The organism is Streptomyces sp. NPDC020192, assembly GCF_044388685.1.
Classification (GTDB): Bacteria; Actinomycetota; Actinomycetes; order Streptomycetales; family Streptomycetaceae; genus Streptomyces.
Window position 1 is genome coordinate 591,038 of record NZ_JBIRXG010000001.1, and the last position, 25,977, is coordinate 617,014.

Consider the following 25,977-nt stretch of genomic DNA (forward strand, 5'->3'; position numbering starts at 1 on the left):
CGAGCGGATTCCCTCAACTCATTAAGGGCAACTGCCCCTAGCCCCTCGCGAGCCGGAATCCAAGATCGTCGTTGCGTACGAAGCACTGTCCTCGCCCTCGGTACGCCGCCCGCGCCCTGTTGTGCCGGTGGCGCCACGAACCCCCACGGCACACACGGGCATCGCTGGGCTCGTCCGACGGACGGGCGTTCCGATCGTAGGGATACGGCTCCGGGGCGCTCGCCGTCCACTCAAAGACGTTGCCGGACAGATCGTCGATGCCTGAGGGGCTCCGTCCCTCGGGGAAAATGCCGACGGGGAGCGTGCTGCGCGCATGGAGCTCAAAGGAGTTCGACGCGAGCGCCTCGAAGTCGTCCCCGTACGGGAAGGCTCGCCCTCCGGCCGACGCAGCGGCCTCCCATTCGTATTCGGTGGGCAGACGGATCGTCGTGCTCGTCACCGCGCTGAGCCAGGCACAGTAGGCCTCCGCCTCGTAAACGGAGACGCCGACGACGGGGGCGCTGGGGTGGGCGAGGAGGCTGTCGTACCAGTACGCCGGTGTGGACGGGGCCTCCGTGCCGTAGATGTCTGTCAGGGCCTTTTGGATGGCCTCGTCGGTCATGGTGGTGAGCTTCACCATGCTGACGGCCTGCTGCAGGGTAGCCGCGCCGGTGCGGAGCATGTCCACGGGGAGGGTGGGGCGTCGGCGCAGGTTGTCGCGCTTCTTACGCCACTCGGCGGCGATGAGGTCCTGGATGCCCTCGCCAGAGCGCCATCTGCGGGCGTGGGCGGAGTGCCACCACTGGTCGTCTTCATAGCCGCCAGCGGCTATGAAGTGGGCGTACTCGGCGTTGGTGACCGGGCGGCGGGCCAGGTCGAATGCCGGTAGGCGCACCTCGTGGACGGGTCGTTCGAGGATGTACGGGGTGCCTTCGGCTCCGATGCGGTGGTTGCCGGCTGGTATGTGCGCGAACTCCGGGAGGAGCGCAGCACCGTGAGCGCTCTCGACACGCGTCAGGCGGGGATCGCCCAGGACGCCGAGGATGCGGCCGTAGTGGATGCGGGCCCGCAGGTCCGTCGTCGGGTTGGTGCTGCGGGCGACGAGCGTGTGCGTCACCTCATTGCGCACGGCTGTGTCGACGCGTACGTCAGGGGCGGCCAGGCAGCGGCCTGCCAGGGCGGGATTGACGGCGAGGACGTTGCGGACGTACGCGTCGGGGTCCTCGGCGAGGGCGGCGGCCATGACTGCCGTCTCCTCCCAGCCAGTGGTCGGCAGCGGCGGTAGCGGCTCGCCGGGGGCAAGCTGCGTCAGGACCACGGCAAGAGGCGGGGTTACGGCGGTAGCCGTGTCGGGCATGGCAAGGCGGGAGAAGTCGGGGGCTGCCGCGAGTTGGCGTGCGGCGAAGAATTCCTGCAAGAGCTGGTGGAAGAAGCGGATGGCTTCTTCGTCCTCGTCCAGGATGCCAGTGTCGCAGCCGACACGCAGGGAGGCCTCCGCGAGTCGGGCCAGCCCGTTGAGGAGGTCGACAGCAGTGTCGTAGTCGACGACGACGCTTCCTTTGTCCTCGCCGCGCTTGGTTTCTTGCATCTGGTACGCGAGCCGGGTCAGGGCGGGAACGAGGTGGCCGCGGTCCGGGAGCCACAGTGGGTCCCGGACGCCGTCACGCAGGCGGCGTTGTTCGCGATCGGTGAGGAGCTCCGGGTCGGCGGTCCGTGGGTTGCCGGAGAGGATCTCGCGGCGGAGCAGCTCGCGGACCATGCCGGCGAACGCGTCGACACGGCCGACCGGGACCGTGCCCACAGCGCGGACCTGGTTGACCAGCAAGCGCAGCATGTAGGGAGTGCGGTAGAACGAAAGGGTTCGCGGGTCGCCGTTCAGGGCATCGTGGACAAGGTCGGCCTGTTCGGGCAGGTGAAGGGCTATGTACTCCAGGACCTGGTCGCGGGTCATGGGTTCGAGGCGGATGTGCGGGACGCCGACGTCCTTGCTGCTGAGCATGGCGCCGTAGTCGAGGGTGCGGCAGGTGAACACGGCCCGGTTTCCAGGGACGTCGCGCACGCATTCGTAGAGGAATGCCTTCCACGCGTCGATACGGCGGCGCAGGTCGGAGGCATCGAGGTGGGCCAGTTCGTTGAGGCCGTCCAGGAGCAGCAGGAGGCGGCCCGACTCCAAGAAGTGCGCCAGCTCGGGCAGGTGCGGGTTGCGTGCCCTCCAGCGGTCCTCCAGCCAACGGCGTGGGACCGGCGGTTCGCCGACGTTGAGACCGTATTCGGCCAGCGAGATGCTGAACGGGATGACCGGCTCGGCGGGATGGGCCATTCCTTCTGCGGCCACGTCGAGTTCGAGGCGGCGCAGCAATGTCGTCTTTCCAGACCCCGGCGCTCCCAGCAGTACGTACGCGAAGGAGTCGCTGCCGGCGAGGACGGCCTGGAGGTCGTCGGTGCGGCGGCTGCTCGGCGCGGTGACCCAGCGGTCGGAAGCGTCGGTGCCTTCGTCGTAGACCAGGGCGAGGCGCACGAAGCGGCGGTCGAGTTGGTAGCGCGGGGTGCACCATCGGGCGTAGCAGGACAGCAGATACTCACGGACGCTGCGCGAAGAGTGGTCACGGATGTCGTGGAGCTGCTCGTCGGTGAGGGCGACGGAGCGATCGGGATTGCGGATGGCTTCTTCGAGCGCGGCGAACGCGCCGGGCAGGGTGCGGGGTGGGGCGAAGGGGGTAGTGACCACCGCGTCATCCGCCGAAGCCGCCTGAGGCCACGAGAATGAACCGCGTAGCGTGGTGACGAGTGCACTCGTGCGTGCCGCCCATTCGCTCTCGTCGGCCTGGGCGGTCCACTCCAGGCGTTGAAACGGGACCAGTTGGTAGTGCAGTTCGCAGCCGTCGATGCGCACCACGTGGATGGGCTTGCGATGATCATAGAAGAAGAACCACTCGTTGAAGACCTCGCGGGACTCCGTGGCCTTCTCGGTGAGGAGCACAACGAGGCGGTCGGCTGACCGTAGCGCCTGGTCGATAGAGGTGGCCCATCGATCGGTGTGCCGGATGCGCTCGGTGTCCACCCAGGCGTCGAAACCCGCGTCTTCAAGTGCATCGTGGATACGCTGCGCGAGGACAGCGGAGTCCCGCTGGTAGGAGATGAAGATCTTCTCCCGGACCACTGTCACACCTCCCCCCTGCTGCCTGCTCTCTTCAGCCGCGGCCCAGGGTGAACCCCGCGTCGGCGGTCAGAAGAGTGCCGGTCATGTACGGCGACTCGGCGAGGAAGACGTATGCGCCTGCGATGTCGTCGGGTGCGATGAACTGGCGCAGGGGGATGATGTCCAGCCAGGACTCCTTCAGCGCCTCGTCGGTCCGGTCCATGTACGAGGTGTTGACGAAGCCGGGGGCGACGGCGTTCACCCGTACGGTAGGCGCGAGCTCCTTGGCCAGTGTGCGCGTGAAGTTGTTGACGGCGGCCTTGGCGGCGGAGTAGGCCATCACGCCTTCCCGGCCCGTCGCGTCGAAGCCGCGGATGGAGGAGGTGTTGATGATGGCGCCGGTGCCTCGCTCCTTCATGGTCCTGGCCGCCCGCACGGAGCACAGCACGGTGGAGAGGAGGTTGATGTTCAGCATGCGCAGCCAGTGCTCCTTGGTGGAGTCGAGGATGGGCATGCCTTCGGTGAGGCCGGCGTTGTTCACCAGGACGTCGACCGGGCCGAACGCTTCCTCGGAGGTCGTGAAGAGACGCTCGACGTCGGCGGTGTCGGCGACGTCGGCCTGCACGTACAGTGCGCTGCCGCCGTTCTCTTTGATTGTCTGAACGAGCGCCTCGCCTCCTGTGAGGTCGCTGTGTGAGTTGACCACGACCTTCGCGCCGCGCTCGGCGAAGGCAAGCGCTACGGAGTGCCCAATTCCACGCGAGGAACCGGTGACGACGGCAACCTGACCGGAGAGCGGCATGATCTGTCCTTCGCTGATCGTGAATCGGTGATCTCACACGGTGAAGTCACCGTATCGGATCAACACTCAACTATCCTGCTTCCGTTCGGCGTTGGACACGGAATCCTTGCTGACCATGAAGCCTGCGACGAATACGAGACATGCGCCGAGCCAGGTGAGTGGCGCGGGATGTTCGCCCAGGAAGATCCAGCCGGAGACCAGTGCCGAGACCGGTTCGAGGTACAGCAGGATTCCGGCCGTCGTCACCGGCAGGCGCTTGAGGAAGGCGAGGTAGGCCAGGAGCGCCAATGCGCTGTAGATCACGCCCAGACTGGTGATGACCAAGACGTCGACGCGGCTCGGCAGCCTCGGATGGATGGCGAGCCAGGGCATCAAGAGCACTGCGGCGATCGCGAGTTGGCCGGTGGCGACCCGTACGGTCGGGACGGTACCGAGCGCCTTCTTGCTGGCCAGCGTGGACCCGGCGTAGGCAAGCGCCGAAACGGCGATCAACGTCACACCGTCGAGACCGCCGGTCTGCCCCGGCTGGAGGACGAAGACGCTGCCGACCAGGGCCAGCGCAAGCGCTGCCATCTGGCGACGCGTGACACGTTCCTGGAGAGTGCGGTGGGCCAGCCCCGCGATGGCGAGCGGAGCGAGATAGATACCGAGCAGGACCGTGCCGATCGGCGCCCGCTGCAAGGCCATCACGAACGTCAGCCAGTGCACAGCCAGAAGCGCTCCGGACCACAGCAGTGAGCGCACCGCCGGTTTCCCGTAGCTGCGGATGCTCGCCCGGCCTCGCCCTCGCGGCGTGACCGCTTCCCACAGCCACAGGGCCGCCGCGCCCACCGCGGCGCGCCCGAACGCGATCGCTACGGCGGACAGCACACTTTCGCGGACCAGGACGCCGCTGGTGCCCCACAGGACCGCCACGCCCGCGGTACCCAACGCCGGGCTGTAACGGCGCAGGGACGTCGTGGACATGGCGCTCACTGCGCGCTGGTGGCGGTGATGCCCGGTTGGCCGGCCAGCACGTCATCCGGTGCGCGTCCGTCGTGAACCACCGCACGCAGCATGCCTACGAAGCCGGGGATGTCGGTTCGGTTGTAGGTCTGCCTCCCAAAGCAGACACCTGTGGCCCCCGCCGTGATCGCGCCGTGTGCGTTGGTCAGGGCCTCCCGGATCGACGTACGGGGTCCGCCGGCGACGATCACGGGTATCCCCATGGACGCGGTGGTGACCGAGGCAAAGGATTCCGGGTCGCCGGTGTACTGCGTCTTCACCATGTCCGCGCCGAGCTCCACCGCAATGCGCACGCAGTGGCGCACAAGATCCGCGTATCGGGCACGCTCGTGTTCTTTGAGTTCGAGGTAGTTGTCATCCGCTCCGTTATGGGAGCGCCGTGGGTACATGATGGCCAGGAGCGGCATCCCCCACCGTTCACATTCCTCGGCGACCGCGCCCAGAGTCGAGAGCATGTCGGGCTCCTGACGGTCCGACACATTCACATGCACCGCGACTCCGTCGCATCCGTTGCGCACGGCGCGCTCCACAGTGCTCACCGCGACCTTGCGCGTGTGGACGCCGAGGACGGTGCTCGCGGTGAGGTTGGAGACGAAGGGCAGGCGTATGCCCCTCTCCGCGCACTGTGTCAGGAGGCGCGGGAAGCCGAGCATGGCGTCGGCCCCGCCTGATGCGACCTCTCGTGCACGTGTCACTGGATCGGCGAGACCCGCGTAGGGCCCGTTGATGAGGTCGTCGTCGAAGGGCACCATGACCGTCCGGACACCGGGGATGATGCGAGCGAGCCTGACTGTCTTGCCTATGGACGTCACGTGGTCCTCTCTCGGGTCCGTCATGGTCAGCGCGGAGGCTGAGGAATGGTGCGTTGGCCGGTACCGTGGCGGACAGCGGACCGACGACCGACCGGGAGGACGATCGCATGGACGGGGTGCGTGGATCACGGCGTACGGACTGGGTGCAGCAGCTCCAGGACGGCACGCTCCCTCAAAGCATCGATCCCCTTGAGGAACTGCACCGGCTGGCCGCCGATTTGGACCCTGCGGACAGCCTGGCCGTCTTCGCGAACGTCGACGTACCGGAGATCGACATCGCGGACGACGCCGCACCGCCCTTCCCTCCCGCTACCTGACAACGGCCGCCTTGACGTACACCCGGCGTCCGAACCGAGGCTCGTCCAGCAGCGTCAGCAACTCGACATGGAACCGGTACAGCGCCAGGGAACCCTCGCCGGTGAGGAAGCGCTGCTGCGTCGCCGCGTCCTGCGCGAACGTCGGGAACCGCCCTTGGTAGCAGGTCAGAGCAGCCCTTGCGCCAGTCGCCGTATCCCGGGCTTCGTGTACGACGCCGGACAACTGGACGCCTTGAAGGTGCTCGCCGTACTCGGGCGGCTGATGCGTCACGGTGGCTGCCGCGCGCGAGTCACTCGCGGTGTTTCGGCTGTGCTGGGTGGATCGCTCGCTGACGAAGTACAGGTTCAGTTCCCCGTCGTGCGCGAAGAACGCGGTGTTGATGTGCGCACCGCCAGAACCCGTCGTCGCGAGGTAGAAAAGGGTGTTGTCGGCGAGCAATCCCTCCAGACTCGCACGCAGTGCTTCATCGGTGTGGTTGCCGTCTTGGGCGTCAAGCCGGTAGGACACGCGCATTCCTCCTGGTCAAGGCAGTGACTGAGTACGAGCGACACGGTGCCGGAGTTCAGGCGGCCTCCCGGCGGGCCAGCCACATCGTGTGCTCCCGTGAGATGGCCTCCTCGGCCTCGCTGCATCGACGTGACCATTGGACCTCGTCATCGGCCAGGGTCTCCAAGCCGGCCTTCACCAAAAGCAGTTCGTGCGCAGTGAGCGAGTAGGCGGCCGCCAGCGGACGGTACTGCTTGAGCTGCGTCCATGCCGTAGCGGCAGCCGCAATGGCCGAGGCGCTGCCCAGCCCGTCGTAGTCGAGCAGGCCGAAGGCGCGCAGGAACCCTCCCGCCAGGCCGAGCGACGTCGCGATAACCGCCGCAGCCGCCCACCGGCGGGCCATGCGCGTGAACCTGGCGGCTTTGGAGGTGTACCAGACGTACTCGGCGTCCAAGCGTCCTTGAATGTATGCCTGTTGACGCAGCCGGAGAGGCTGACTCCGCAGGTCTCTCATCTGAGGGGTGATCTCGGCCTGACCGCCGGCATCGATGAGCCAGCCGACGTCACGGAGGTCGCGAAGGATGCTCGCCATGTCATCCAGCAGCCGCTCGTTCGCCGCCTCGTCGGTGCCCGTGAAGGGCTCCGCCCGCACCGCGTACTTCCACGACAGAGTGCGTACCGATTCAGCTGCCGCGCGCCCTCGGTACCAGGCACGCTGAGGATTCTTCAAGGACAGCCACAAGGCCGGTGCGAGCGAGGCCAGGAGTGCGATTGACGCGACGAGCGCGCCCAGATCAAGGCTGTTGCCGAGATGGATGTCGACCCCGCCCAGCACGGCTCCGGCGACCAGCATGGACAACTGGAGAGCGGACCACCGGACCGTATCCGACTGACCGGCTAAGGAGGCGGCGTCCGCGGAGCGGAACATGGACGGAAGACCGTCATCGGTCAGGATCAGGTCGCTCGGCCCCCCAGACATGCCCACGATCATGACGATTGCGGGGAGGGCGCGCAAGGACTTCTCGGCAACCGGCCCAGCGGTCGCAGGGATCCGTCCGATGATGCCCTTTTCTCAGCCTGTCGGCACAAGCTCGGCAAGGCTTCGTTCGAACCGGTACGGAACGGGGTCCACGCAAGACCGCCGGGGCACAAAAGGGCCACTGACCAGTATGTTCGCTGATCGGGGGCCCTCAGCGGCAGACGAGTCGGGCTGTACGCCGGGGAAAGTCACCGCAACGCTATGACCTGCCTAAACGTGCAGGGAGGGCGCTGGCGCAGCTACCTTGATGGCTGCGTAAGACGGGCCCGCTACGCGGCCAAGTGACGGATTCCCGCCCGGCCCGGAGGCACCGAAGTGGCCTGAATCCCGACGACCTCGACGGCGATGCCCCACGCCTCAAGCATCTTGGCCGTCTGCACGAGGGTCACCTGGGAGAACGGGAACAGCGTGTCGGCTGTGAGGTCGGTCCCGTTCTTCAGCAGGATCGCGAAGACGACCTTCGACGGCCGGAAACCCTCTGGCAGGGCCCTGCCGGGCCGGGCCGCGGCCACCTTCCGGGCGAACCCGTCCATGGCCTCCGGCGAGTGCAGCAGAGTCTGCACGGCGACCACGGCCTGGCCGAACAGATGGCTCAGCGCGTCGGACCCCTTTGCTCGCTTCACCATGACCAGGACATCGTCCGGGCTCAGCAGGTCGCAGATCTCCACGCCGTTGCCCCGATGCAGCGCGGTCCGGACGTTGTCACGGTCGAAACAGACGTAACCGGGCCGCAGGTCGGGCACCGACTCGTTGTAGTCCCGCTCCTTGTCCCCGAGCACCCAGGCCGGAAGGTCGACCGAGGGCGTGTCGGTGATGAGCCGCTCCACCTGCGAACGGATCGCCTCCAGATACACCTCACCGATCTCGTACCACTGCCCGTCCAGCAGGAAGAACCGGCGGGCGCCAAGCGCCACCTCCGCCTCGATCCACCGCAGCACGTTCGACGTCCAGATGACGTCGCTCTTCTCCGCCCGGGTGTGCGCGTAGAGGGTGACGTTGCCGTCCCGAAACGCGGCAAAGCGCGTTCCCGCCCTCTGCACGCGGGCCCGGTTGAGGACGTACTCCAGACTGAAGTCGTCGGCGAGGTAGGCGTCCTTACTGCGCACCTTGATGGCGAACGCCTGGGCGGCGCCGTAGTCGTCCCAGTGATCGAACGGGACGGCGACCGCGACACGTCCGTCCGGCGGCTCGCCGAGCATGTCGTCGAGCCGCTCCTCCAGCCGCGTGACGAGGCTGTCGTCCTTGACCGGGACGATGTGCTCGACGAACTCCAGTTCCGGAGTCGGGGCCTCTTCCCGAAGGACACGGGCGATGGCCCGGATGTCCGCGACCAGGTCCGCGGCGTCGATGCCGAGGCGCATCCGCAGCCCGGTACCGCCCTCGACGCTGGAGATCTTCGTACGGTCGTCCTGAGCGATCGTCAGCTGGAGCGTGTCCAGCCGACCGCCCAGCCGCCGCACGATCTGCGCGTGCTCCTGGACACCCAGGTTCCAGACCGGAGCGCCGCCGGGCACGAGGGTGATGTCGGTCCGGCCGCCGCCCGGCGTATGCGAGACCATGTCCCGGATCTGGGCGGGGTCCACCCTGCGGATCACGAAACCCAGCCCGAACCGCCGGTCCTTGACCCGGTCGGGCACCAGACGGAAGCCCTGGTCGTAGCCGACGGCGTACACCTCGCCGTCGACCGCGAGCATCAGCAGCCCGGCCGACCGGTTCACGGGCCGCGACACCTCGCACCCGGTCGTGCGGTTGATCTCGTCGCACCAGCCCGCGACCGGCTGCTCGAAGCTGCCGGTGACCAGCAGCGCCGGAACACCCAACCGCTCCTCCGGGAAGTCCAGCTCCGCGCCAACGGCTTCGAGCCGAGCCGGGTCGAGTACGTCGAACATCGCGTCGACCGTGGGAGCGATACCCGTGAGCCGGTACAGGGTGCGCTTGGACGTGCCGGAAGTACTGGTAGCCATGGTGCCGCTCCGTTCGAATCGACGTGTCGCGGGCATAGGGATGCCCGGGGAAGCCGGGAAGCCAGTGAAAACACAACCAGTAGAGTGGCAACTGAAAGCATTGTCAAACACTTCACATCGGTTGGGTGCCGGTATAGAGTGAGGCCGTCCAGTACGCCCGCCCCCACGTCACCCGGCAGGAGCCCATGAACCAGCAGGCCAGTGCCCTCGTGACCGCCGCCGACATCTCCCGGCTGGCCGGCGTCACCCGCGCCACGGTGAGTAACTGGCGTCGTCGGCATCCGGACTTCCCCACCCCTACGGGAGGCACGGACGCCAGCCCCACTTACGATCTCGACGCCGTACGCGCCTGGCTCGCCGCCCGTGGCCAACTTCCCGAGGACACACCGGCGGACCGGCTTCGCACCGCGCTGCGCACCCACCCCGGCGCCGGCGAACCGGTCCTGCACCTGTTCCCTGTGGTGCTCGCGGCTGCCCGGCTGGACCGGAGAGAGCGTGAAATCCTTCCCAAACTGCGTGACGACGCACTGCTGCGATGGGTCCGGTCGGCTGCGGACGACGGAGCCCAGGACATCCCGGGAACCGAGGACGCCGCATACGACCCCGAGGCGGCCGAGCCGCTGAGGGCCCTGGTGCAGTACGTCGTCGCGGACGGCGCCGAGGCCGCGACGGATGTCCTGGCCGAACGCCTGCTGGAGGACTCGGGAGGCACCGGCACCTACCTCACGCCGCGCCCCTTGGCCGACCTCATGGCCCGGCTCCTGACCGACAGCGCGGGTGCCTTCCCCGCGAGCGTTCTCGACCCCGCGTGCGGCACCGGATCGCTACTCGCCGCGGCGGCATCCGCGGGAGCGACCGAACTTCACGGCCAGGACATCCTGGTCACCCAGGCCGCCCAGGCCGCCGTACGGCTCCGGCTGAGCGCCCCCGAGGCTGCCGTCACCGTACGTGCGGGGGACAGCCTGCGCTCGGACGCCTTCAAGGGCCTCACCGCTGACGCTGTGCTGTGCAATCCTCCGTACGGAGTCCGTGACTGGGGGCACGAGGATCTGGCGTACGACCAACGGTGGGCCTACGGCGTACCGCCCAAGGGCGAGCCCGAACTCGCCTGGGTCCAGCACTGCCTGGCCCACCTCACGCCCGGGGGCCGTGCCGTACTGCTCATGCCGCCCGCCGTCGCGGAACGCACCGCCGGCCGGCGTATCCGGGCGCAGCTCGTACGCGACGGCGCCCTCCGCGCCGTCGTCTCGCTTCCCCAGGGCGCGGCCACCCCGCTCCACATCGGCCTGCATCTGTGGGTGCTCGAACGGCCCGATCCGCAGGCCGAAGCTCCGAGTACGGTCCTGCTGATCGACGCATCCGCTTCCGGGAACCGCGATCTCGACTGGGCCGCCATCGGCGACACCGTGCTCTCGGCGTGGCGGCCGTACCTGGCGGAACGGGACAGCTTCACCGGAGCCCCGGGCATCGCGGGCGCCGTACCGATCACCGACCTCCTCAACGAGGCCGTGGACCTGACTCCGGCCCGCCACATCCGAACGGCTCCCCGGCAGACTCTGCGCCCCGCCCTGCTGGCCCGGCAGGCATCGGAGCTGTACGACCAACTCCACCGTGCCGCGAGGGACCTGACCGGCCTCAGCATCGAAGGCGACTGGCCACCGGCCGACGGCCGACCCCGCGACTGGCGCACAGCAACAGTCGAGGATCTTCTGCGCGGCGGCGCTCTCAGTCTGCTTCGCACCGCGCCCGGAGGCCGCCGGACCCGTAGCGGCCAACCGCTACCGCAGCCCGAGCCAGAACTCGGCGGATGGCCGACGCTCACGGCAACCGACGTCATGAAGAACCGACCCGCCTCCGGAACGCAGGCGGACCTTCCCACTGGCACCGCCCTCCCCTTGATCCAGGGAAGTGACGTGCTGCTCACAGAGATGCTCCGCGTGGGGCGTGGCGCCGTGGCCCGGGTCGTCGAACCGGGCGAGGCAGGCTGCTTCCTCGGGCCTCATCTGCTGCTCTTCCGCCCGGATCAACGTCGGCTCGACCCCTGGTTCCTGGCCGGGTTCCTCTCAGCGGAACAGAACGTCAACGCGGCGGCCACCGGCACATCCGTCGTTCGGGTGGAGCCCCGACGACTACGCGTTCCCTTGCTCCCACTCGCCGAACAGCAGCGCTACGGCGCCGCGTTCCGCCGCCTGCACGAGCTGCGTACCGCCGCCCGCCGCGCCGACCGGGCCGCCGAGGACCTCACATGTCTCCTCGGCACCGGACTCACCGGCGGCGCGCTGTTGCCGGGCAGTCACGGATCGGCGTGAAACGTGCGGCCCGGCACCGCGAACGACCAGACTTGACCTCTCCGTCCCTCGGGGACGGCGAAACTCCGGAAGGACAGCGTTGAACAGCAGTAAGCACACGGAACTGGCGAATCATGCGTGGTCGGTCGCCGACCTCCTGCGCGGCGACTACAAGCAGTCCGACTACGGCAAGGTGATCCTGCCGTTCACCGTGCTGCGGCGCCTGGAGTGCGTCCTCGCCCCGACCAAGGACAAGGTCCTGGAGGTCGCCGCCCGCTACGAGAACCAGGACATCAACCCCGACCGCTTCCTGCGCAAGGCCTCCGGCCACAGCTTCTACAACACCAGCACCTACACGCTGAAGGCCATCGCGGGCGACGCCTCGCACGCGGCGAAGTACCTCAACGAGTACTACGGCGCTTTCTCCCCCAACGCGCGGGAGGTCCTGGAGCGCTACGACTTCGCCCAGCAGATCAAGCGGCTGGCCGCGGCGGACCTCCTGTACCAGGTGGTCGGACGGTTCGCCGACCTCGACCTGCGGCCGGTGAAGAGGGATGCGGACGGCAACGTCGTACTCGACGAGCACGGCAAGCCGGTCGAGATCGTCACCAACCACCAGATGGGCTACGTCTTCGAGGAGCTGATCCGGCGCTTCGCCGAGCAGTCCAACGAGACGGCCGGTGAGCACTTCACACCCCGGGAAGTCATCCGGCTGATGGTCAACCTGCTCGTCGCACCGGACAGCGACGCGCTGGCCCTGCCGGGCACCGTCCGCACGGTCATGGACCCGGCTTGCGGGACCGGCGGCATGCTCAGCGCGGCCGAGGAGCACATCACGGCTCACAACCGGGACGCCACGGTCAAGGTCTTCGGCCAGGAGCTCAACCCCGAGTCCTGGGCCATCTGCCGGTCGGACATGATGATCAAGGGCCAGGACCCGGAGAACATCAAGTTCGGCAACTCCTTCAGCGACGACGGCTTCAGCAGCGACGACTCCAAGAGGGACAAGAACACGCCCACCACTTTCGACTACCTGCTGGCCAACCCGCCGTTCGGCGTGGAGTGGAAGAAGGTCAAGGACACCGTCGAGGACGAACACGAACGCCTCGGTGAGAGCGGGCGGTTCGGGGCCGGCCTGCCGCGTATCAACGACGGGTCGCTGCTCTTCCTCCAGCACATGATCTCGAAGATGAAGCCGGTGGACGCGTCGGGGGCGGGCGGCAGCCGCATCGCGATCGTCTTCAACGGCTCCCCGCTGTTCACAGGGGCGGCGGAGTCGGGTGAGTCCAAGATCCGGCAGTGGATCCTGGAGAAGGACTGGCTGGAGGGCATTGTCGCCCTCCCCGACCAGCTCTTCTACAACACCGGCATCTCCACGTACTTCTGGGTGCTCAGCAACCGCAAGTCCAGGGACCGGCGCGGCAAGGTCGTCCTGCTGGACGCGCGCGACTACTGGCGCAAGATGCGCAAGTCGCTGGGCGACAAGCGCAAGGAACTCGGCGAGCAGCACATCTCCGAGATCACGAGGCTCTACACGGAGGCGCTGGCTATCGTCGACGCGGCGGAGAGGGGCGGCGGCCACGACCTGGCCGACCGGGCCGGAAAGATCAAGGTCTTCCGCAACGAGGACTTCGGGTATCACCGGATCACCGTCGAACGGCCGTTGAAGCTCCGCTTCGAGGTGACGGAGGAGACGCTGACGGCGATCGCCGCGTCCAAGCCGATCACACGAGCGACGGACGCGGAGGCGTTCGTGGCGGCGCTGCGCCCGCTGGTCGGCAAGTCCTGGACGACGAAGTCCGACGCGTGGATCGACCTGAAGGACGCGGTCGTCGCGGCCGGCCTGCTGTGGCCGACGGGCGCGCCGTTCAGCAAGGCGCTGCGGGAAATGGTCGGCGTACGGGATCCGGGGGGCGAGGTCCAGCGCGTCAAGGGCGAGCCCGAGCCGGATCCGGAGCTGCGGGACTACGAGAACGTGCCGCTGGAGGAGGACGTGGAGGAATATCTGCGGCGCGAGGTGCTGCCGCACGTCCCGGACGCGTGGATCGACCACAGCAAGACGAAGGTGGGGTACGAAATTCCGTTCACGCGGCACTTCTACGTGTACAAGCCGCCGCGAGCGTTGGCGGAGATCGACGGGGAGTTGAAGGCGCTTGAGGCCGAGATTCAGGCGCTACTTGGGGAGGTGACGGAGTGAGCAACAGGACGCCTTACACGTACCCACAGTTCCCGCTTCGACGTTTCGTCCACGAGATGACGGATGGGCCCTTCGGGAGTTCACTGACGAGTAGACATTATTCCGATGAAGGCGCACGCGTGATTCGCCTTGGAAATATTGGATCAGCGCGCTTCAAGGATTCCGATGCAGCATTCATCCCGATGTCTTATTTTCAAGAATTGCGACGCCATGAGGTCAAGGCAGGAGATTTGCTCATTGCAGGGCTCGGCGATGATCGACATCCCGTGGGGCGCGCCTGCATTGCACCAGACCACCTAGGGCCCGCCATTGTTAAGGCAGATTGCTACCGAGTTCGACTGGATGAGGCCCAACTCACGCATCGGTTCGCCGCATGGGCACTCGGGTCCTCAGCTGTTTCAGACCAAGTTTCAGCCTCGACCCGAGGGTCGACGCGGTCTCGGATCAACCTTGAGGTAGCACGCGAAATCTGCCTTCCCGTGCCGCCCGTGAATGAGCAGCGCCGCATCGCCGAGTTCCTCGACGCCGAGACCGCCCGCATCGACGGTTTGGATGCGTCTCGGTCCACGCAGTTGGAAATCCTGACAGAGCGCGAACGAGCGATGCTGGACCTTTCATTCCGAGAGGCGCGATCCGGGACTCAGACGCGACTCAAATATCTGTTCTCTGTGCGTCCGCGCTACGGCGTCCTGGTCCCGATATTTACAGACGACGGTGTCCCCTTCATCCGGGTCAATGACCTCCTTGATTTGAAGGGACGAGCCGATGGGTTGCGCAATATTCCAAGTGAATTGTCAGCGCAATACGCCAGAAGCATTGTCCAGCCCGGCGATCTACTGATGAGCGTTGTGGGAACACTAGGACGGGCAGCGATTGCCCCCGCGAGTTTGGCTGGTGCAAACATCGCGCGAGCCGTGTGTTCGATGCGTTTCATGCCCGATGTAGACGTGCAACTCGTCGAAGCCTGGCTCGGTACGAGCTCCTTCCACAAGCAGGCCCTTGTCGCTACAAGCACAGACACCGCTCAACCGACGCTCGGCATGGAAGACCTCGGCAATTTTTCACTGACTTGGCCCTCGGACTCGCAGGAGCGGAAACACATGGTTCGAGAAATCGCCCGCATCCAAGACTCTATGAGGAGACTAAGCGACAAATTGGAACGTCAAAGATCGGTTCTCGTCGAGCGGCGCCAAGCCTTGATCACCGCCGCCGTCACCGGCCAGATCGACGTGTCCACCGCCAGCGGACGTTGGATCGAGGAATGATCACGCTATGAGTCCCGCCCCGCCTCACCTCCCGATGCCGCTGATCACCCGTGTCCGCGTCGACAACTACAAGTCCATCGCCCATTGCGACGTGACTCTCGGCCCGTTCACCGTGCTGCTCGGACTGAACGCAGCAGGCAAGTCGAACTTCCTGGACGCCTTGCGCTTCGTTCGCGACGCACTGTTGGACGGTCCGACCGAGGCCGTGGCGGCGCGTGGCGGGTGGGAGGAGGTTGTGCGCCGGGTCCCTGAGCCAGCACGCTCCTGCACGATCGGTCTGGAGTTTTACCTGCCGGCGTTCCCTCCCCATGACAGGAAGCCATGGGTGGGGTCGTACGAGATCACCCTCGCGCCGACGGCCGCCACCCGGTCGGGCCGAGACGCCGGATCCGGTGTCCGTATCCAGCGTGAGTTCTGCGAAATGCACCGCCCTGGCGAGCAGAGCGGGACTGACGCCAAGCGATTCGAGGTGCGAGACCGCCCGGAAACGGGACATCGTAAGAGTCGGCTGGAGCTTGCACGAGTGGCTGACACAGAGCCGTTCTTCAAACTTCACGGGACTCTCGCGGATATGTTCTTCTACAGCCCTGACCTGTCCAGCCTCCGTGCCGCACGCCCCAACACGCCAACCGCCGGGATGCTGAAGGAGGACGGCAGCGGCCTCGGCTCGGCACTGGCCGCGCTCGGGGAGCGGCAGCGAGAGCGCATCTCGCAGTACCTCAGGGCGATCGTGCCCGGAGTCGTAGAGGTCGGCCCGACAGACGCCTCCGCCGACTACATCGCGGCGCGGATCAGCTTCGCCACTGACGGAGATACCGAACCGCACACCTTCCGGGCCGAGTCCATGTCGGAGGGGACCATCCGAGCCATCGGCCTATTGACCGCACTCTTCCAGCACGACGCCCGCGACGGCTGGATTCCGCTCATCGCCGTCGAAGAGCCCGAACTCGCCCTGCACCCACTCGCGGCCGGAGCCCTCTACGACGCGCTCACGGAAGCAAGCGAGCACGTACAGATCCTCGCCACCACGCAAAGCGCGGAGCTGTTCGACCGCAAAGAGGCAGACCTGTCGGCCATCCGCGTGGTTGCCGCCGAGCACGGAGTGACAGTGATCGGCGAGGTGGACCCCGTAAGTCGGTCGATCGTGGCCGACGGCCTGGCTACCACGGCCGAACTGCTGCGTTCCAACCAGTTGCGCCCGGTCGTCGAACCCCCAGCCCGACCGGACGAGCAACCGGAGGGTGAGGAGTGAACCAGCCGAGAGTCACGATCGCCTCCGTCGTGGAAGGCGAGGGCGAGATCAGCGCTCTCCCCGTACTCCTCCGGCGGCTGATGTACGAGGCTGCGATCTGGGACGCCGACATCCAGCCGCCCTTCATGGTCGACCGTGGCCGACTCGTCAGGCCGGGCGGGCTGGAGGCCGCCGTGGAGGCCCAGGCTCGACGCGTACCCGCCGGCCACCCAGGAGGCATCCTCGTCGTGATCGACGCCGACGACGACTGCCCGGCCAGCCTCGGGCCTTCGCTGCTGGCCAGGGCCGAAGCAACCCGCCCGGACCGCCGGACGGCCGTGGTACTGGCGAACCGGGAGTTCGAGGCATGGTTCCTCGCCTCGGCGCCCTCCCTCGGCGGCCGGGCGGGTCTCGCCGAGCACCTGGAGGTCCCGGCCAACAGCGAGACGCTCCGCGACTGCAAGGGCTGGCTGACCCATCGCCGGCGCGACGGAGTGCGGTACCGCCCCCGCGTGGACCAGCCTGCCCTGACCCAGGAAATGGATCTCGACCTGGCTCGCGTCAACTCACCGTCCTTCGACAAGCTCTGCCGCGACATTACATACCTGATCACCGGAAAGCGGGGGGAATAGCCGCTCATGTCCGTCCACGACGAAGCAGCATTCGGAAACGCCATAGTCGCCGCGCTGCTGGAGCGCGGTTGGAGTGAGGGAAGCCGGTCCCACTACCAACCTCAACTCGGCCTGGACACCGCCCAGCTCTTCGAGTTCATCGGCAAGACCCAAGCCGACGACTGGGCCGAGCTGATCGCCCTGTACGGCGGGGATCCCAACACCGCCATGGCCGGGTTCGCCAAGCGCGTCGACCAGGCGATCGGAACCGACGGTGTGCTGGACGCACTCCGCAAGGGTGTGAAGGACCACGGCATCCTGATCAGGCTCGCCTACTTCAAGCCGTCGCTCGTCGCATCGAACGCTGTCCTGGACGACTACCGGGCGAACCGGCTGACCTTCGTCAAGGAGTTGCAGTACGCGGCGAAGCAGGCGGACAAGGGCAACGAGCTGGATCTCACCCTGTTCCTCAACGGAATCCCGCTGGCGACCGCCGAGTTGAAGAACGCCCTCACACGGCAGGGGGCGGAGCACGCCAAGGAGCAGTACCGACTCAAGCGGGACCCCACTGAGCTGATCTTCGCGCGCCGCGTCATCGCGAACTTCGCCGTGGACACGGATGTGGTCTACGTCGCGCCCGAACTGCGCGGCAAGCTCACTCGGTTCCTACCGTTCAACACGGGCTCGGAGGGCCCGGGGAAGCCCGGCGGGGCGGGAAATCCGGCGCCCACCGTCCCCGGAACGTACGCGACCTCCTACCTCTGGGAGCAGATCTGGGAGCGGGACACCTGGCTGGACCTGATCGAGCGGTTCGTGCACCTCAGCAAGGAGAAGGGCCCGGACGGGCGGACGCGGAAGAAGCTGATCTTCCCGCGCTACCACCAGTGGGACATCGTCAAGAAGCTCACCGGCCACGCGGCCCGCCACGGCGCCGGTCACAACTACCTGGGCATGGCTTCCGCCGGCTCGGGCAAGTCGAACACCATCGGATGGCTGGCGCACCGCCTGTCGTCGCTGCACACGCCCACCGACCCCGCCGAGATCGACCCCGACGCCCTGGCCGCCGGACTCAAGCCCGGTGCGCCCGTCTTCGACAAGGTCGTGATCATCACCGACCGCCGCAATCTCGACGCCCAACTCCGCGAAACGGTGGGCAGTTTCGAGAAGACCGCCGGTCTCGTCGTGAAGATCGACGAGAAGCACGGCGCGAAGTCCGACCAGCTCGCGAAGGCGCTGTCCCGCGAGACCGGAAAGATCATCACGGTCACGCTGCACACCTTCCCCGCCCTCATCGACTACCTGCGTCGCAACCCGACCGAGATACAGGGCCACAACTTCGCGATCATCGTGGACGAGGCGCACTCCTCGCAGTCCGGCGACGCCGCCACCGCCGTACGCGCGGCCCTGCGTGACCTGGGCCTGGACTCGGACTCCGATGACGCTGGGGCAACCGAACTGGAAGCAGCGGCAGCCACCACCGAAGCCAGGCTCGTCCGCAAGGCCACCCAGCGCAGCATGGCCTCCAACCTCTCCTACTTCGCGTTCACGGCCACGCCCAAAGCCAAGACGCTCGAACTCTTCGGCACCCTGGACACCGTCAACGGCAAGGCGACGTACGTCCCCTTCCACACGTACTCGATGCGCCAGGCCATCGAGGAGGGCTTCATCCTCGATCCCCTGCGCACCTACGTCACGTACGACACGTACTGGAAGCTGGTGAACAAGAACCCGGCCGAGCGCGAGGTGGACCCGTCCAAGGCGAATCCACTGCTCGCCCGGTACGCGCTCACGCACGACTCCACCGTGACGCAGCAGGCGCAGGTGATCGTCGAGCACTTCCGCACGCACACCGCCGGCCGACTCGGCGGGCGGGCCAAGGCCATGGTGGTGACGGCCTCCCGGCACAGCGCCGTGCAAATGGCGCGTCAGATCAGGAAGTACGTCGACGACCAGGCGTACGCCGACCCCGGCGTCCTGGTCGCGTTCTCCGGCAGCCTGACGTACGACGGTAAGGAGACGACCGAGCCGAAGGAGAACGGCGGCCTCGCCGAGTCCGCGCTGCCCAAGGCGTTCGCGTACACGCGCAAGGACGACAAGGCCGTGCGCACCGGCGGGACGGCGACGCAGCGCGAGTACCGCATCCTGGTCGTCGCCGAGAAGTACCAGACCGGCTTCGACCAGCCGCTGCTCACCACGATGTACGTGAACAAGAAGCTCGCGGGCATCAGCGCCGTCCAGACCCTCTCCCGTCTGAACCGCACCGCCGACCGCAAGTCGCAGGCGGACCTGGCCGTACTGGACTTCGTCAACGACGCCGAGGACATCAAGAAGTCCTTCCGGCCGTACTTCGAGGAGGCGAACACCCTTCCCTCCGACCCCAACCTCCTCTACACCGCGCAGAGTCAGGTCATGCAGCCCGACATCCTCGTCGAGGAGGAGATGCGGGAGTTCGCGGATGCCTATCTGGAGGCTGAGGAGAGGGCAGCGGGCTCGGCGGCCCGCTGGGAGAAGCTGCACGCCGAGCTGTACCGGCATCTCGGCCCCGCCGTCGAGCGGTTCACCGAGCTGCTGGACCGCAAGGACGAGGCGGGCGACCCTGACGAGGAAGCCGCCGAGGCCGCCGAGCAGTTCCGCGCGGATCTCAACGACTACGTGCGGAAGTACGGCTTCCTCTCGCAGATCGTGCCCTACCGCGACGCCGACCTCGAATGCCTCTACCTCTACGGCCGCCACCTGCTCAACCGCCTGCCGCGACGCGGAGACGGCGGCGTGGACATAGGGGACGTCGACCTCAGTCACCTGCGCATCCAGAAGACCGGCGAGTACGACCTCACCCTGACCTCCGAGGGAGCGGCGGAGCTGCGCGGCTTCGGCGAAGGTGGGGGCGGCGCCAAAGAGCAGGAGAAGTCGCTGCTGTCAGAGCTGATCGAGAAGTTCAACGACAAGTACGGCACCAGCTTCACTGATCAGGACGTGATCACGCCGTTCTCGGAGACGACGGCCGACCCGAAAGTCCGCGCCGCCGCCGTCAACGACGAGGAGAACTTCGGTCTCGTCTTCGACGAGGTCTTCGAGGACAAGATGGCCGAGCACATCGACACCATCGCCGACATGGGACGGCAGTACTTCAGCCACGACGACAGCTTCAAGCAGTCGCTCAACCAGAGTGCGCGCCGGGCGGCCTGGCGGATGATCCGCCGGGAGGAGAACATCGACGACGAGGCGGCCTGACCACACGCCGGGCCCTTCTGCCCCCTCCCCTGCGGGCGGCTCCGTCCCGTCAACCGTCCTGACGGAAAGGGAGACCCGCGATCACGGACGTTCCGCGCGTGGAGCGGGGCCGGACGGTCCAGGCGGTGGCAAGGCTGTCCACGAGGATCAGACCCCGACCGCTCTCGGAGTCCGTGTCCAGGCGGGCCAGTTCGAGTTTGCCCGCACCCGGGTCGGAGACGGCGAGCCAGTAGTGTCCGTCGGCGGGCCACAGAACGAGTTCGACGAGGTCGCCGTCCTCCCCGCAGGCTCCGTGACGGATGGCGTTGGTGACCAGCTCCGAGGTCAACAAGCCGAGGTCGTCACCGAGGTGGGGGCGGAGGACATGCGGCAGCGATGCGGCGACGGCATGCCGGGCCCGTCGTACGGAGGCGGGGTGGGCGGGGAAGCGCCAGTGGACAGGTACGAGGGGGATCTCGGGCATGGCGAACTCCACGTCTGTGTGAGGGGTTTGGGATCGCCGGTGGCCTACCGCCCTGGTCGCGGGCACACCCGTCCCAGGGCGGACGGGCATGCTCGCGCGGTGCGCTTCCGGCATTGCGGTGTGTAGCGTGCGCGATACTCACAGTAGGACAACGGGGATACATGTGCTACCAAGTCCCGAAGGTCCGTTGGAACGAACTTCGCTTCGCGGCAAACTGAGTCGCACGCGACGAGAGGGAACGCATGCCGCCGAGGAGCAATCCGACCGCACGCCAGCAGCGGCTGGGCGCAGAACTGCGCAAGCTACGGGAAGGGGCGGGACTGTCCACCGAACAGGCCGCCACTCTGCTGGACACGAAACGGACCGTAATCACCAGTACCGAGGCGGGACGCCACGGCGTCAGCCCGGAGCGCGTCCGGCGCATTGCCTTCCGGTATGAGTGCACTGACCAGGCTTTGGTGGACGCACTGGTTGCCATGTGCGGCGACCGCACGACCGGCTGGTGGGAGGAGTATCGCGACCTCCTGCCCGCGACATTCTTGGACATCGCCGAGTTGGAGTGGCACGCCCAGGGCTTGCGTGTCAGCACGATGACGCACATGCCGGGGCAGTTGCAGACCGAGGCGTACGCGCACGCTCTCTTCCAAGCTGCGATCCCGCCGCTGCCCGCCGAGGAGTTCGAGGCCAGAGTCGCCCACCGTGTACAAAGACAGCAGGTCATCGACCGGCCAGGGGCTCCGGACTACGCGCTGATCATCCACGAAGCCGCCCTACGGATCGAAGTGGGTGGACGCGCGGTGCTACGCCACCAGCTTGGCCACCTCATGGCAGCCGCAGACCGCGACAACGTCACAATCCAGGCCATCCCCTTCTCCGCTGGGGCGTTCCCCGGTTCGGGCCAGGCGATCCTGTACGTCCTCGGCCAGATGCCCCCGCTCGACACCGTGCACCTGGATCGCACCACGGCAGGAGAATTCCTTTATTCGGGCGCCCATTTGTGCAAGTACCGCCTACAACTCGACGAGATGCAGAGGCTCGCGCTCAAGCCCGAGGAGACCCTCGATCTCATGCAAGCCATTTCCCAGAGCCTTTAGGAGAGTTGCTCATGTCTGACATCAGCTGGGAAGCCCCCTTCTGCCAGGATGCGAGCAACTGCTTCCGCCTCGGCACCGACGCCGACGGCAACGGCTACATAGCCGTCAACGGTCAGGAGGGCCACTACCTCACCGACTCACTCGAAGCCCTGCGCACCCTCATCACCGACATCAAGGCCGGCAAGGCCGACCACCTGCTGTAACCCCTGCCGCGCACCCCGCGAATAGGTACCGTGTACAGCGATCGACTGACGTGGCATCAGGACGACGGGGGCGCAACGCGTGTCGCAGGCGAGGAGAATCGGCGAGCAGGGCCGCTATGAGCTGATCGAGGAGATCGAGTCCGGCGGTATGGGCACGGTCTGGCGGGGCTACGACGCCGTCCTCGACCGGGAGATCGCGGTCAAGCTCATCCGGCCCGACGTCGTCGCATCGCCCGCGCAGGCGCAGGAGTTCGCCCGCCGCTTCGAACGCGAGGCGCGCGTCACCGCTCGGATCGGGCATCACGGCGTGCCGCAGGTGTTCGACGCGGTACTGGACGAGGCGTCGTACGACCGGCTGTACCTGGTGATGGAGTACGTGCGCGGGATCTCCCTGCGCACGGTGCTGGCCTGCGCGGAGGACGGAACGGCGGCGCTGCTCCCGGTGAGCTGGGTCGCGTCGATCGCGGCGCAGATCTGCACGGTCCTGTCGTACGCGCACGCCGTCCCGGTCGTGCACCGCGATCTGAAGCCGGACAACGTCCTGATCGCCTCTGATGGCACGATCAAGGTGCTGGATTTCGGCATCGCGAAGCTGCTGCGCACGGACGTCACCCGGCTCACGGCCACGGGCAGCCGTATCGGTACCAGCCGTTACATGCCTCCCGAGCAGATCGACTGCGCGCAGATCACACCGCTGAGCGACCTCTACGCGCTCGGCTGCGTGCTGCACGAACTCCTCGCCGGAGAACCAGTCTTCAGCGGCGACAACGAGTACCAGCTTCTGCACCAGCACATGAACGTGCCGCCGAAGCCGTTACGTACCCTGCGACCCGAGGTGCCGGAGGACCTGGAGGCGCTGGTCCTGGATCTGCTGGCCAAGGTGCCCGAGCAGCGTCCGGCCGACGCGTACGCGGTGTACGAGCGCCTCTCGCCGCACCTGCCGCAACCGGGATCGGCAGCCGAGCCCGTGGCCCTCACCCACGACGGCTCCCCTTCCGAAGTCCCCGACCCGACGGTGGTCTACCGACAGCCGAACGCACCCCTGCGGCGGACCACGCCAACCGCGCCCTCGCTCGGGCCGATGGCTCCCGTACCGGTCCCGGCGCGCGTCGACACCGCGCTGCGGGAAGCGATCCGGGAGGCCTACGCCCGGTCCGCAGACCTCGCCGAGAGCGGGCGGTTCGCCCAGGCCGCGGACGTCCTCAAGGCAGTGATCGCCACAGTGGGCACCGCCCTCGGCGCGCACAACCCCCGTGTGCTCGGTCTGCGGCGGCAGCGCGCGGCGGTCCTCATGGCCGGCGAGGACTTCCGGCGTGCCTTACCGGAGTTCGACGCACTGGCCGCCGTCTACGCCCGTACGGCGGGACCGGCCGATGAAAGCACCCTGGAGTGCCGTCGGCACGCCGCCCACTGCCGGGCCAACCTCGGACAGGCCACGGTCGCCCTGCGGGAGTTCCAGGAGGTCCTGGAGGTTGTGTCCGACGAAGCCGGGGACGCCTCCGAAACCGCTCTCGACCTGCGCCGCAGTATCGGCGTGCTCCTCTTCTCCGAGGGCCGCCGCGCCGAGGCTGAAGGCGTCCTCGACGCCCTCCACGAGGACATGTGCGTCCTCCTCGGGGAGGACCATGAGGAGACCCGCGAGATCGCCGATCTCCTCGCCCGACTGCGCGGCCCGGAGGGACCACGCCCTTACTGACGTCCTGCCGGTGCGACGCACACGCCGTCAGGCCTCGTCCTCGGCCTCTTCGCTGTGGATGCGCTGCGCCAGATCCCACAGGCTCAGGCCATCCGACTGGAACCAGCGAGCCGTTCCCTGATTGGCCACGGGGCGCTCGTCCCATTCGGCATCCGCCCACATCTTCGACACCAGCCCGGACGGCGAGTACTGCTGCTCGTCGTACGCCCACAGGATCGGTTTGGTCCGGTGATTGACCCAGGTCGCCTGGCGTCGCCTTTCGTCAGCGACAAGCCACTCTTCCATGGCGTCACGCTCGGGGTCGTTCAGAGCTCGGTACCCGAGGGGGGCTCCCTCCTTGATGACGCGGCGGTCTACCAGGAGCGGCACGGTGTTCGGGCGACGGGGCTTCCGCTCCTTCACGGGAGGTGCGGGAACGGCGACGCCATCGGCCAGGTCGCCGAGGACGTGCTTCGCGAGTTCCCGGCATGTCTCCGCGGTCTGGAAGGCGGTCCTGATCTGGGGGCGCGGCCCGTAACGAGTCACGATCTCGTGGGTCAGCCGACGCACCAGCTCCGGTACGAGGGCGGGGATCTTCTCCAGGACCTCGCTGTCCCAGTCGAAGTCGGGGTCATCGATGCTCGTGGCGCCGAGATGCTGGAAGATCAGGTGGGTGACGAGAAAGCCGCCATGCTCCGTGGTTGCAGCCTCGCGGCTGTTCTGCCCACTGCCCAGTTCGTAAACCGCGCTCCGTGTGGCGCGCAGCGTGAGCACGGACCGCCACACCTTCTGCGGCGAGGGTTCACGTTTGAACAGCAGGGTGTGGCTACCTTTGGGGCCCTGCTCCCAGAGGTTCTCCGTGGAACTGGCGGCCCGGGCGGCCTGTTCCGCATCCGGGTGCAGGCACGCGAGTGCCAAAGCGAGTTCGTCCAGCGAACAACCGGTCTCAGGCGCGGCGACCGGCTCACCGCGCTTGATCACGTACTGTTTGCGCAGCTCGGCGCGCAGGTTGGCCTTGATCGCCTGGTGCACGGGTTCCAGCGCGATGTGATCGCGCTGCTCGATGGCGTTCTGCCGGTTCGCCGCCTGCGAGACCTGCACGCCGAATTCCCGGTCTTCATGCGTGTTGATGACCTTGATGCTCAGGGTGGCGTTGGCCGCGGCCTCACCGTCGTCGTGCATGGCCCTGGCGACAGCCCGTACCGTCTGAGCACCGTTCACTATGCTCGCCCCGGCCACGGTGAGAGTGGTTGGCCTGCTCTGCGGTGCCTTGGCGCTGTCGTTCTTGGCGGTGAGCGAGGTACAGATCATGGTGATGCCGTTGTTCAGGTGCCAGAATCTCGTGGGATCGGACGTAAGAGTCTGACCGATCTCCGCATTCGTGACGGTGGTCCCGAGCGGGGCCCGGAGATTCTGCTCGAACAGGCCGGTACCGTGCGTCTCGTACCACTCGGCGACGCTCTCGGCGGAAACCGTGCCCTGATAGGCCTCCAGTGGTCCCTTCTGCCGGTACCAGTCATCAAGACGCACGTCCAGACAGATGGGCTCCGGCCGAAGATCCGCATGGATCTGGTCATGGAAGTCTGCGGCGTACAGCACCTCGACGCTCAAGCGGGCGCCGTGCTTGTTGAACTCGTCGAGAGCGTTCTTGAGAACCTCGAGTGCGGGCGGAGAGGGCTCCACGGTGCCCATCAGCGCGATGACCAGAGTGGCTCTCTCGTTGACGATGAACGGCCTGGCCTCCAGGGCGAGCGCGCCGGCACGCTGGTTGAACTGGTCGTACAACTCGTTCTCGATACGGTTCAGGCCGTCCACCATCGCCTTGGCGGCGCCCACGTCGAAGGTCGCCGTGCCCTTGTCGCTCCACTTCGCCTGGACGAGCAGAGCCAGTCCGCTCTCCGGCAGGGGGGCGATGGCGTCCATCCCCTGGTCCGCGATGCCGTCCGTCACGAACCGGGCCGCCTCGGCCACACTGCATTTGGCCAAACGTCGTACCGCGAGGGCTGCAAGGGCGCGGGAGAGGAAACGCTGTTCGTAGTTGTCGCCTCGGAAATGGGCGATGTCACTGTCGTCTATCACCCCGTCGAATGTCTCGTGCAGTTGCTCACGCACCTGCGTGACCTGGCGAGGTGTATCCGCCCCCGAGGTGACCATGGATAGCCGCTCCCACTGATG

The 25,977-nt window shown here is 67.1% G+C and carries 19 protein-coding genes; 10 read left to right on the forward strand and 9 right to left on the reverse strand.

Annotation, left to right across the window (positions count from 1 at the left end):
• Positions 1–37 precede the first annotated feature (37 nt).
• The 4 genes from ACH47Z_RS02720 to ACH47Z_RS02735 all read right to left on the reverse strand — a co-directional run bounded on the left by ACH47Z_RS02720 (position 38) and on the right by ACH47Z_RS02735 (position 5,737).
• Positions 38–3,145 carry an SUMF1/EgtB/PvdO family nonheme iron enzyme gene (locus tag ACH47Z_RS02720; protein WP_399069733.1) on the reverse strand — a complete coding sequence of 1,036 codons (3,108 nt, stop codon included), beginning with the start codon at positions 3,143–3,145 and terminating at the stop codon, positions 38–40.
• Between the two features lie 25 nt (positions 3,146–3,170).
• Positions 3,171–3,920 carry an SDR family NAD(P)-dependent oxidoreductase gene (locus ACH47Z_RS02725; RefSeq protein ID WP_399069735.1) on the reverse strand — a complete coding sequence of 250 codons (750 nt, stop codon included), beginning with the start codon at positions 3,918–3,920 and terminating at the stop codon, positions 3,171–3,173.
• A 66-nt stretch (positions 3,921–3,986) separates the two neighbouring features.
• A complete protein-coding gene (locus tag ACH47Z_RS02730; RefSeq protein ID WP_399069737.1) occupies positions 3,987–4,886 on the reverse strand; it encodes a DMT family transporter in 900 nt (299 codons plus the stop codon).
• A 5-nt stretch (positions 4,887–4,891) separates the two neighbouring features.
• Positions 4,892–5,737, reverse strand: coding sequence for a fructose-bisphosphate aldolase (locus tag ACH47Z_RS02735; protein ID WP_399069739.1), 846 nt, complete (start codon positions 5,735–5,737; stop codon positions 4,892–4,894).
• A 53-nt stretch (positions 5,738–5,790) separates the two neighbouring features.
• On the opposite strand from ACH47Z_RS02735, the gene ACH47Z_RS02740 reads away from it, so the two are divergent.
• Positions 5,791–6,054 (forward strand): hypothetical protein, encoded by a 264-nt coding sequence (locus ACH47Z_RS02740; RefSeq protein ID WP_399069740.1) that lies wholly within the window; start codon positions 5,791–5,793, stop codon positions 6,052–6,054.
• Here ACH47Z_RS02740 and ACH47Z_RS02745 read toward each other — a convergent pair.
• The 3 genes from ACH47Z_RS02745 to ACH47Z_RS02755 all read right to left on the reverse strand — a co-directional run bounded on the left by ACH47Z_RS02745 (position 6,047) and on the right by ACH47Z_RS02755 (position 9,544).
• Positions 6,047–6,562, reverse strand: a complete 516-nt coding sequence (locus ACH47Z_RS02745) for a hypothetical protein (protein WP_399069742.1) — start codon at positions 6,560–6,562, stop codon at positions 6,047–6,049. The genes ACH47Z_RS02740 and ACH47Z_RS02745 overlap by 8 nt on opposite strands.
• A 55-nt stretch (positions 6,563–6,617) precedes the next feature.
• Positions 6,618–7,532, reverse strand: coding sequence for a DUF4231 domain-containing protein (locus tag ACH47Z_RS02750; RefSeq protein WP_399069744.1), 915 nt, complete (start codon positions 7,530–7,532; stop codon positions 6,618–6,620).
• 317 nt (positions 7,533–7,849) lie between these two features.
• Positions 7,850–9,544, reverse strand: coding sequence for a TIGR04141 family sporadically distributed protein (locus ACH47Z_RS02755; protein WP_399069746.1), 1,695 nt, complete (start codon positions 9,542–9,544; stop codon positions 7,850–7,852).
• Between the two features lie 185 nt (positions 9,545–9,729).
• Here ACH47Z_RS02755 and ACH47Z_RS02760 point away from each other — a divergent pair, with 185 nt between their 5' ends.
• From ACH47Z_RS02760 to ACH47Z_RS02785, 6 genes are all read left to right on the forward strand, one after another.
• A complete protein-coding gene (locus ACH47Z_RS02760) occupies positions 9,730–11,853 on the forward strand; it encodes an N-6 DNA methylase (protein WP_399069748.1) in 2,124 nt (707 codons plus the stop codon).
• Positions 11,854–11,932: 79 nt separating this feature from the next.
• Positions 11,933–14,029 carry an N-6 DNA methylase gene (locus ACH47Z_RS02765; protein WP_399069750.1) on the forward strand — a complete coding sequence of 699 codons (2,097 nt, stop codon included), beginning with the start codon at positions 11,933–11,935 and terminating at the stop codon, positions 14,027–14,029.
• Between the two features lie 182 nt (positions 14,030–14,211).
• Positions 14,212–15,294, forward strand: a complete 1,083-nt coding sequence (locus ACH47Z_RS02770) for a restriction endonuclease subunit S (RefSeq protein ID WP_399070357.1) — start codon at positions 14,212–14,214, stop codon at positions 15,292–15,294.
• Positions 15,295–15,328: 34 nt separating this feature from the next.
• Positions 15,329–16,546 (forward strand): AAA family ATPase, encoded by a 1,218-nt coding sequence (locus tag ACH47Z_RS02775; RefSeq protein WP_399069752.1) that lies wholly within the window; start codon positions 15,329–15,331, stop codon positions 16,544–16,546.
• Positions 16,543–17,157, forward strand: coding sequence for a DUF4276 family protein (locus tag ACH47Z_RS02780; protein WP_399069754.1), 615 nt, complete (start codon positions 16,543–16,545; stop codon positions 17,155–17,157). The genes ACH47Z_RS02775 and ACH47Z_RS02780 overlap by 4 nt, the downstream gene beginning before the upstream one ends.
• 6 nt (positions 17,158–17,163) lie before the next feature.
• Positions 17,164–20,367, forward strand: coding sequence for a type I restriction endonuclease subunit R (locus ACH47Z_RS02785; RefSeq protein ID WP_399069757.1), 3,204 nt, complete (start codon positions 17,164–17,166; stop codon positions 20,365–20,367).
• Positions 20,368–20,416: 49 nt separating this feature from the next.
• Here the strand turns inward: ACH47Z_RS02785 and ACH47Z_RS02790 are convergent, their stop codons facing one another.
• Positions 20,417–20,830 carry an ATP-binding protein gene (locus ACH47Z_RS02790; RefSeq protein WP_399069760.1) on the reverse strand — a complete coding sequence of 138 codons (414 nt, stop codon included), beginning with the start codon at positions 20,828–20,830 and terminating at the stop codon, positions 20,417–20,419.
• Positions 20,831–21,072: 242 nt separating this feature from the next.
• Between ACH47Z_RS02790 and ACH47Z_RS02795 the strand changes: the two genes are divergently transcribed.
• The 3 genes from ACH47Z_RS02795 (at position 21,073) to ACH47Z_RS02805 (ending at position 23,823) form a co-directional block, all read left to right on the forward strand.
• A complete protein-coding gene (locus ACH47Z_RS02795) occupies positions 21,073–21,924 on the forward strand; it encodes a helix-turn-helix domain-containing protein (protein ID WP_399069762.1) in 852 nt (283 codons plus the stop codon).
• An 11-nt stretch (positions 21,925–21,935) separates the two neighbouring features.
• Positions 21,936–22,127: a hypothetical protein gene (locus tag ACH47Z_RS02800; RefSeq protein WP_399069764.1), complete on the forward strand. Its 192-nt coding sequence runs from the start codon at positions 21,936–21,938 to the stop codon at positions 22,125–22,127.
• 79 nt (positions 22,128–22,206) lie between these two features.
• Positions 22,207–23,823: a protein kinase gene (locus ACH47Z_RS02805; protein WP_399069766.1), complete on the forward strand. Its 1,617-nt coding sequence runs from the start codon at positions 22,207–22,209 to the stop codon at positions 23,821–23,823.
• A gap of 27 nt (positions 23,824–23,850) precedes the next feature.
• Here the strand turns inward: ACH47Z_RS02805 and ACH47Z_RS02810 are convergent, their stop codons facing one another.
• Entirely contained in the window at positions 23,851–25,956 is a 2,106-nt protein-coding gene (locus ACH47Z_RS02810) for an AIPR family protein (protein ID WP_399069768.1), read from the reverse strand.
• Positions 25,957–25,977: the final 21 nt, after the last annotated feature.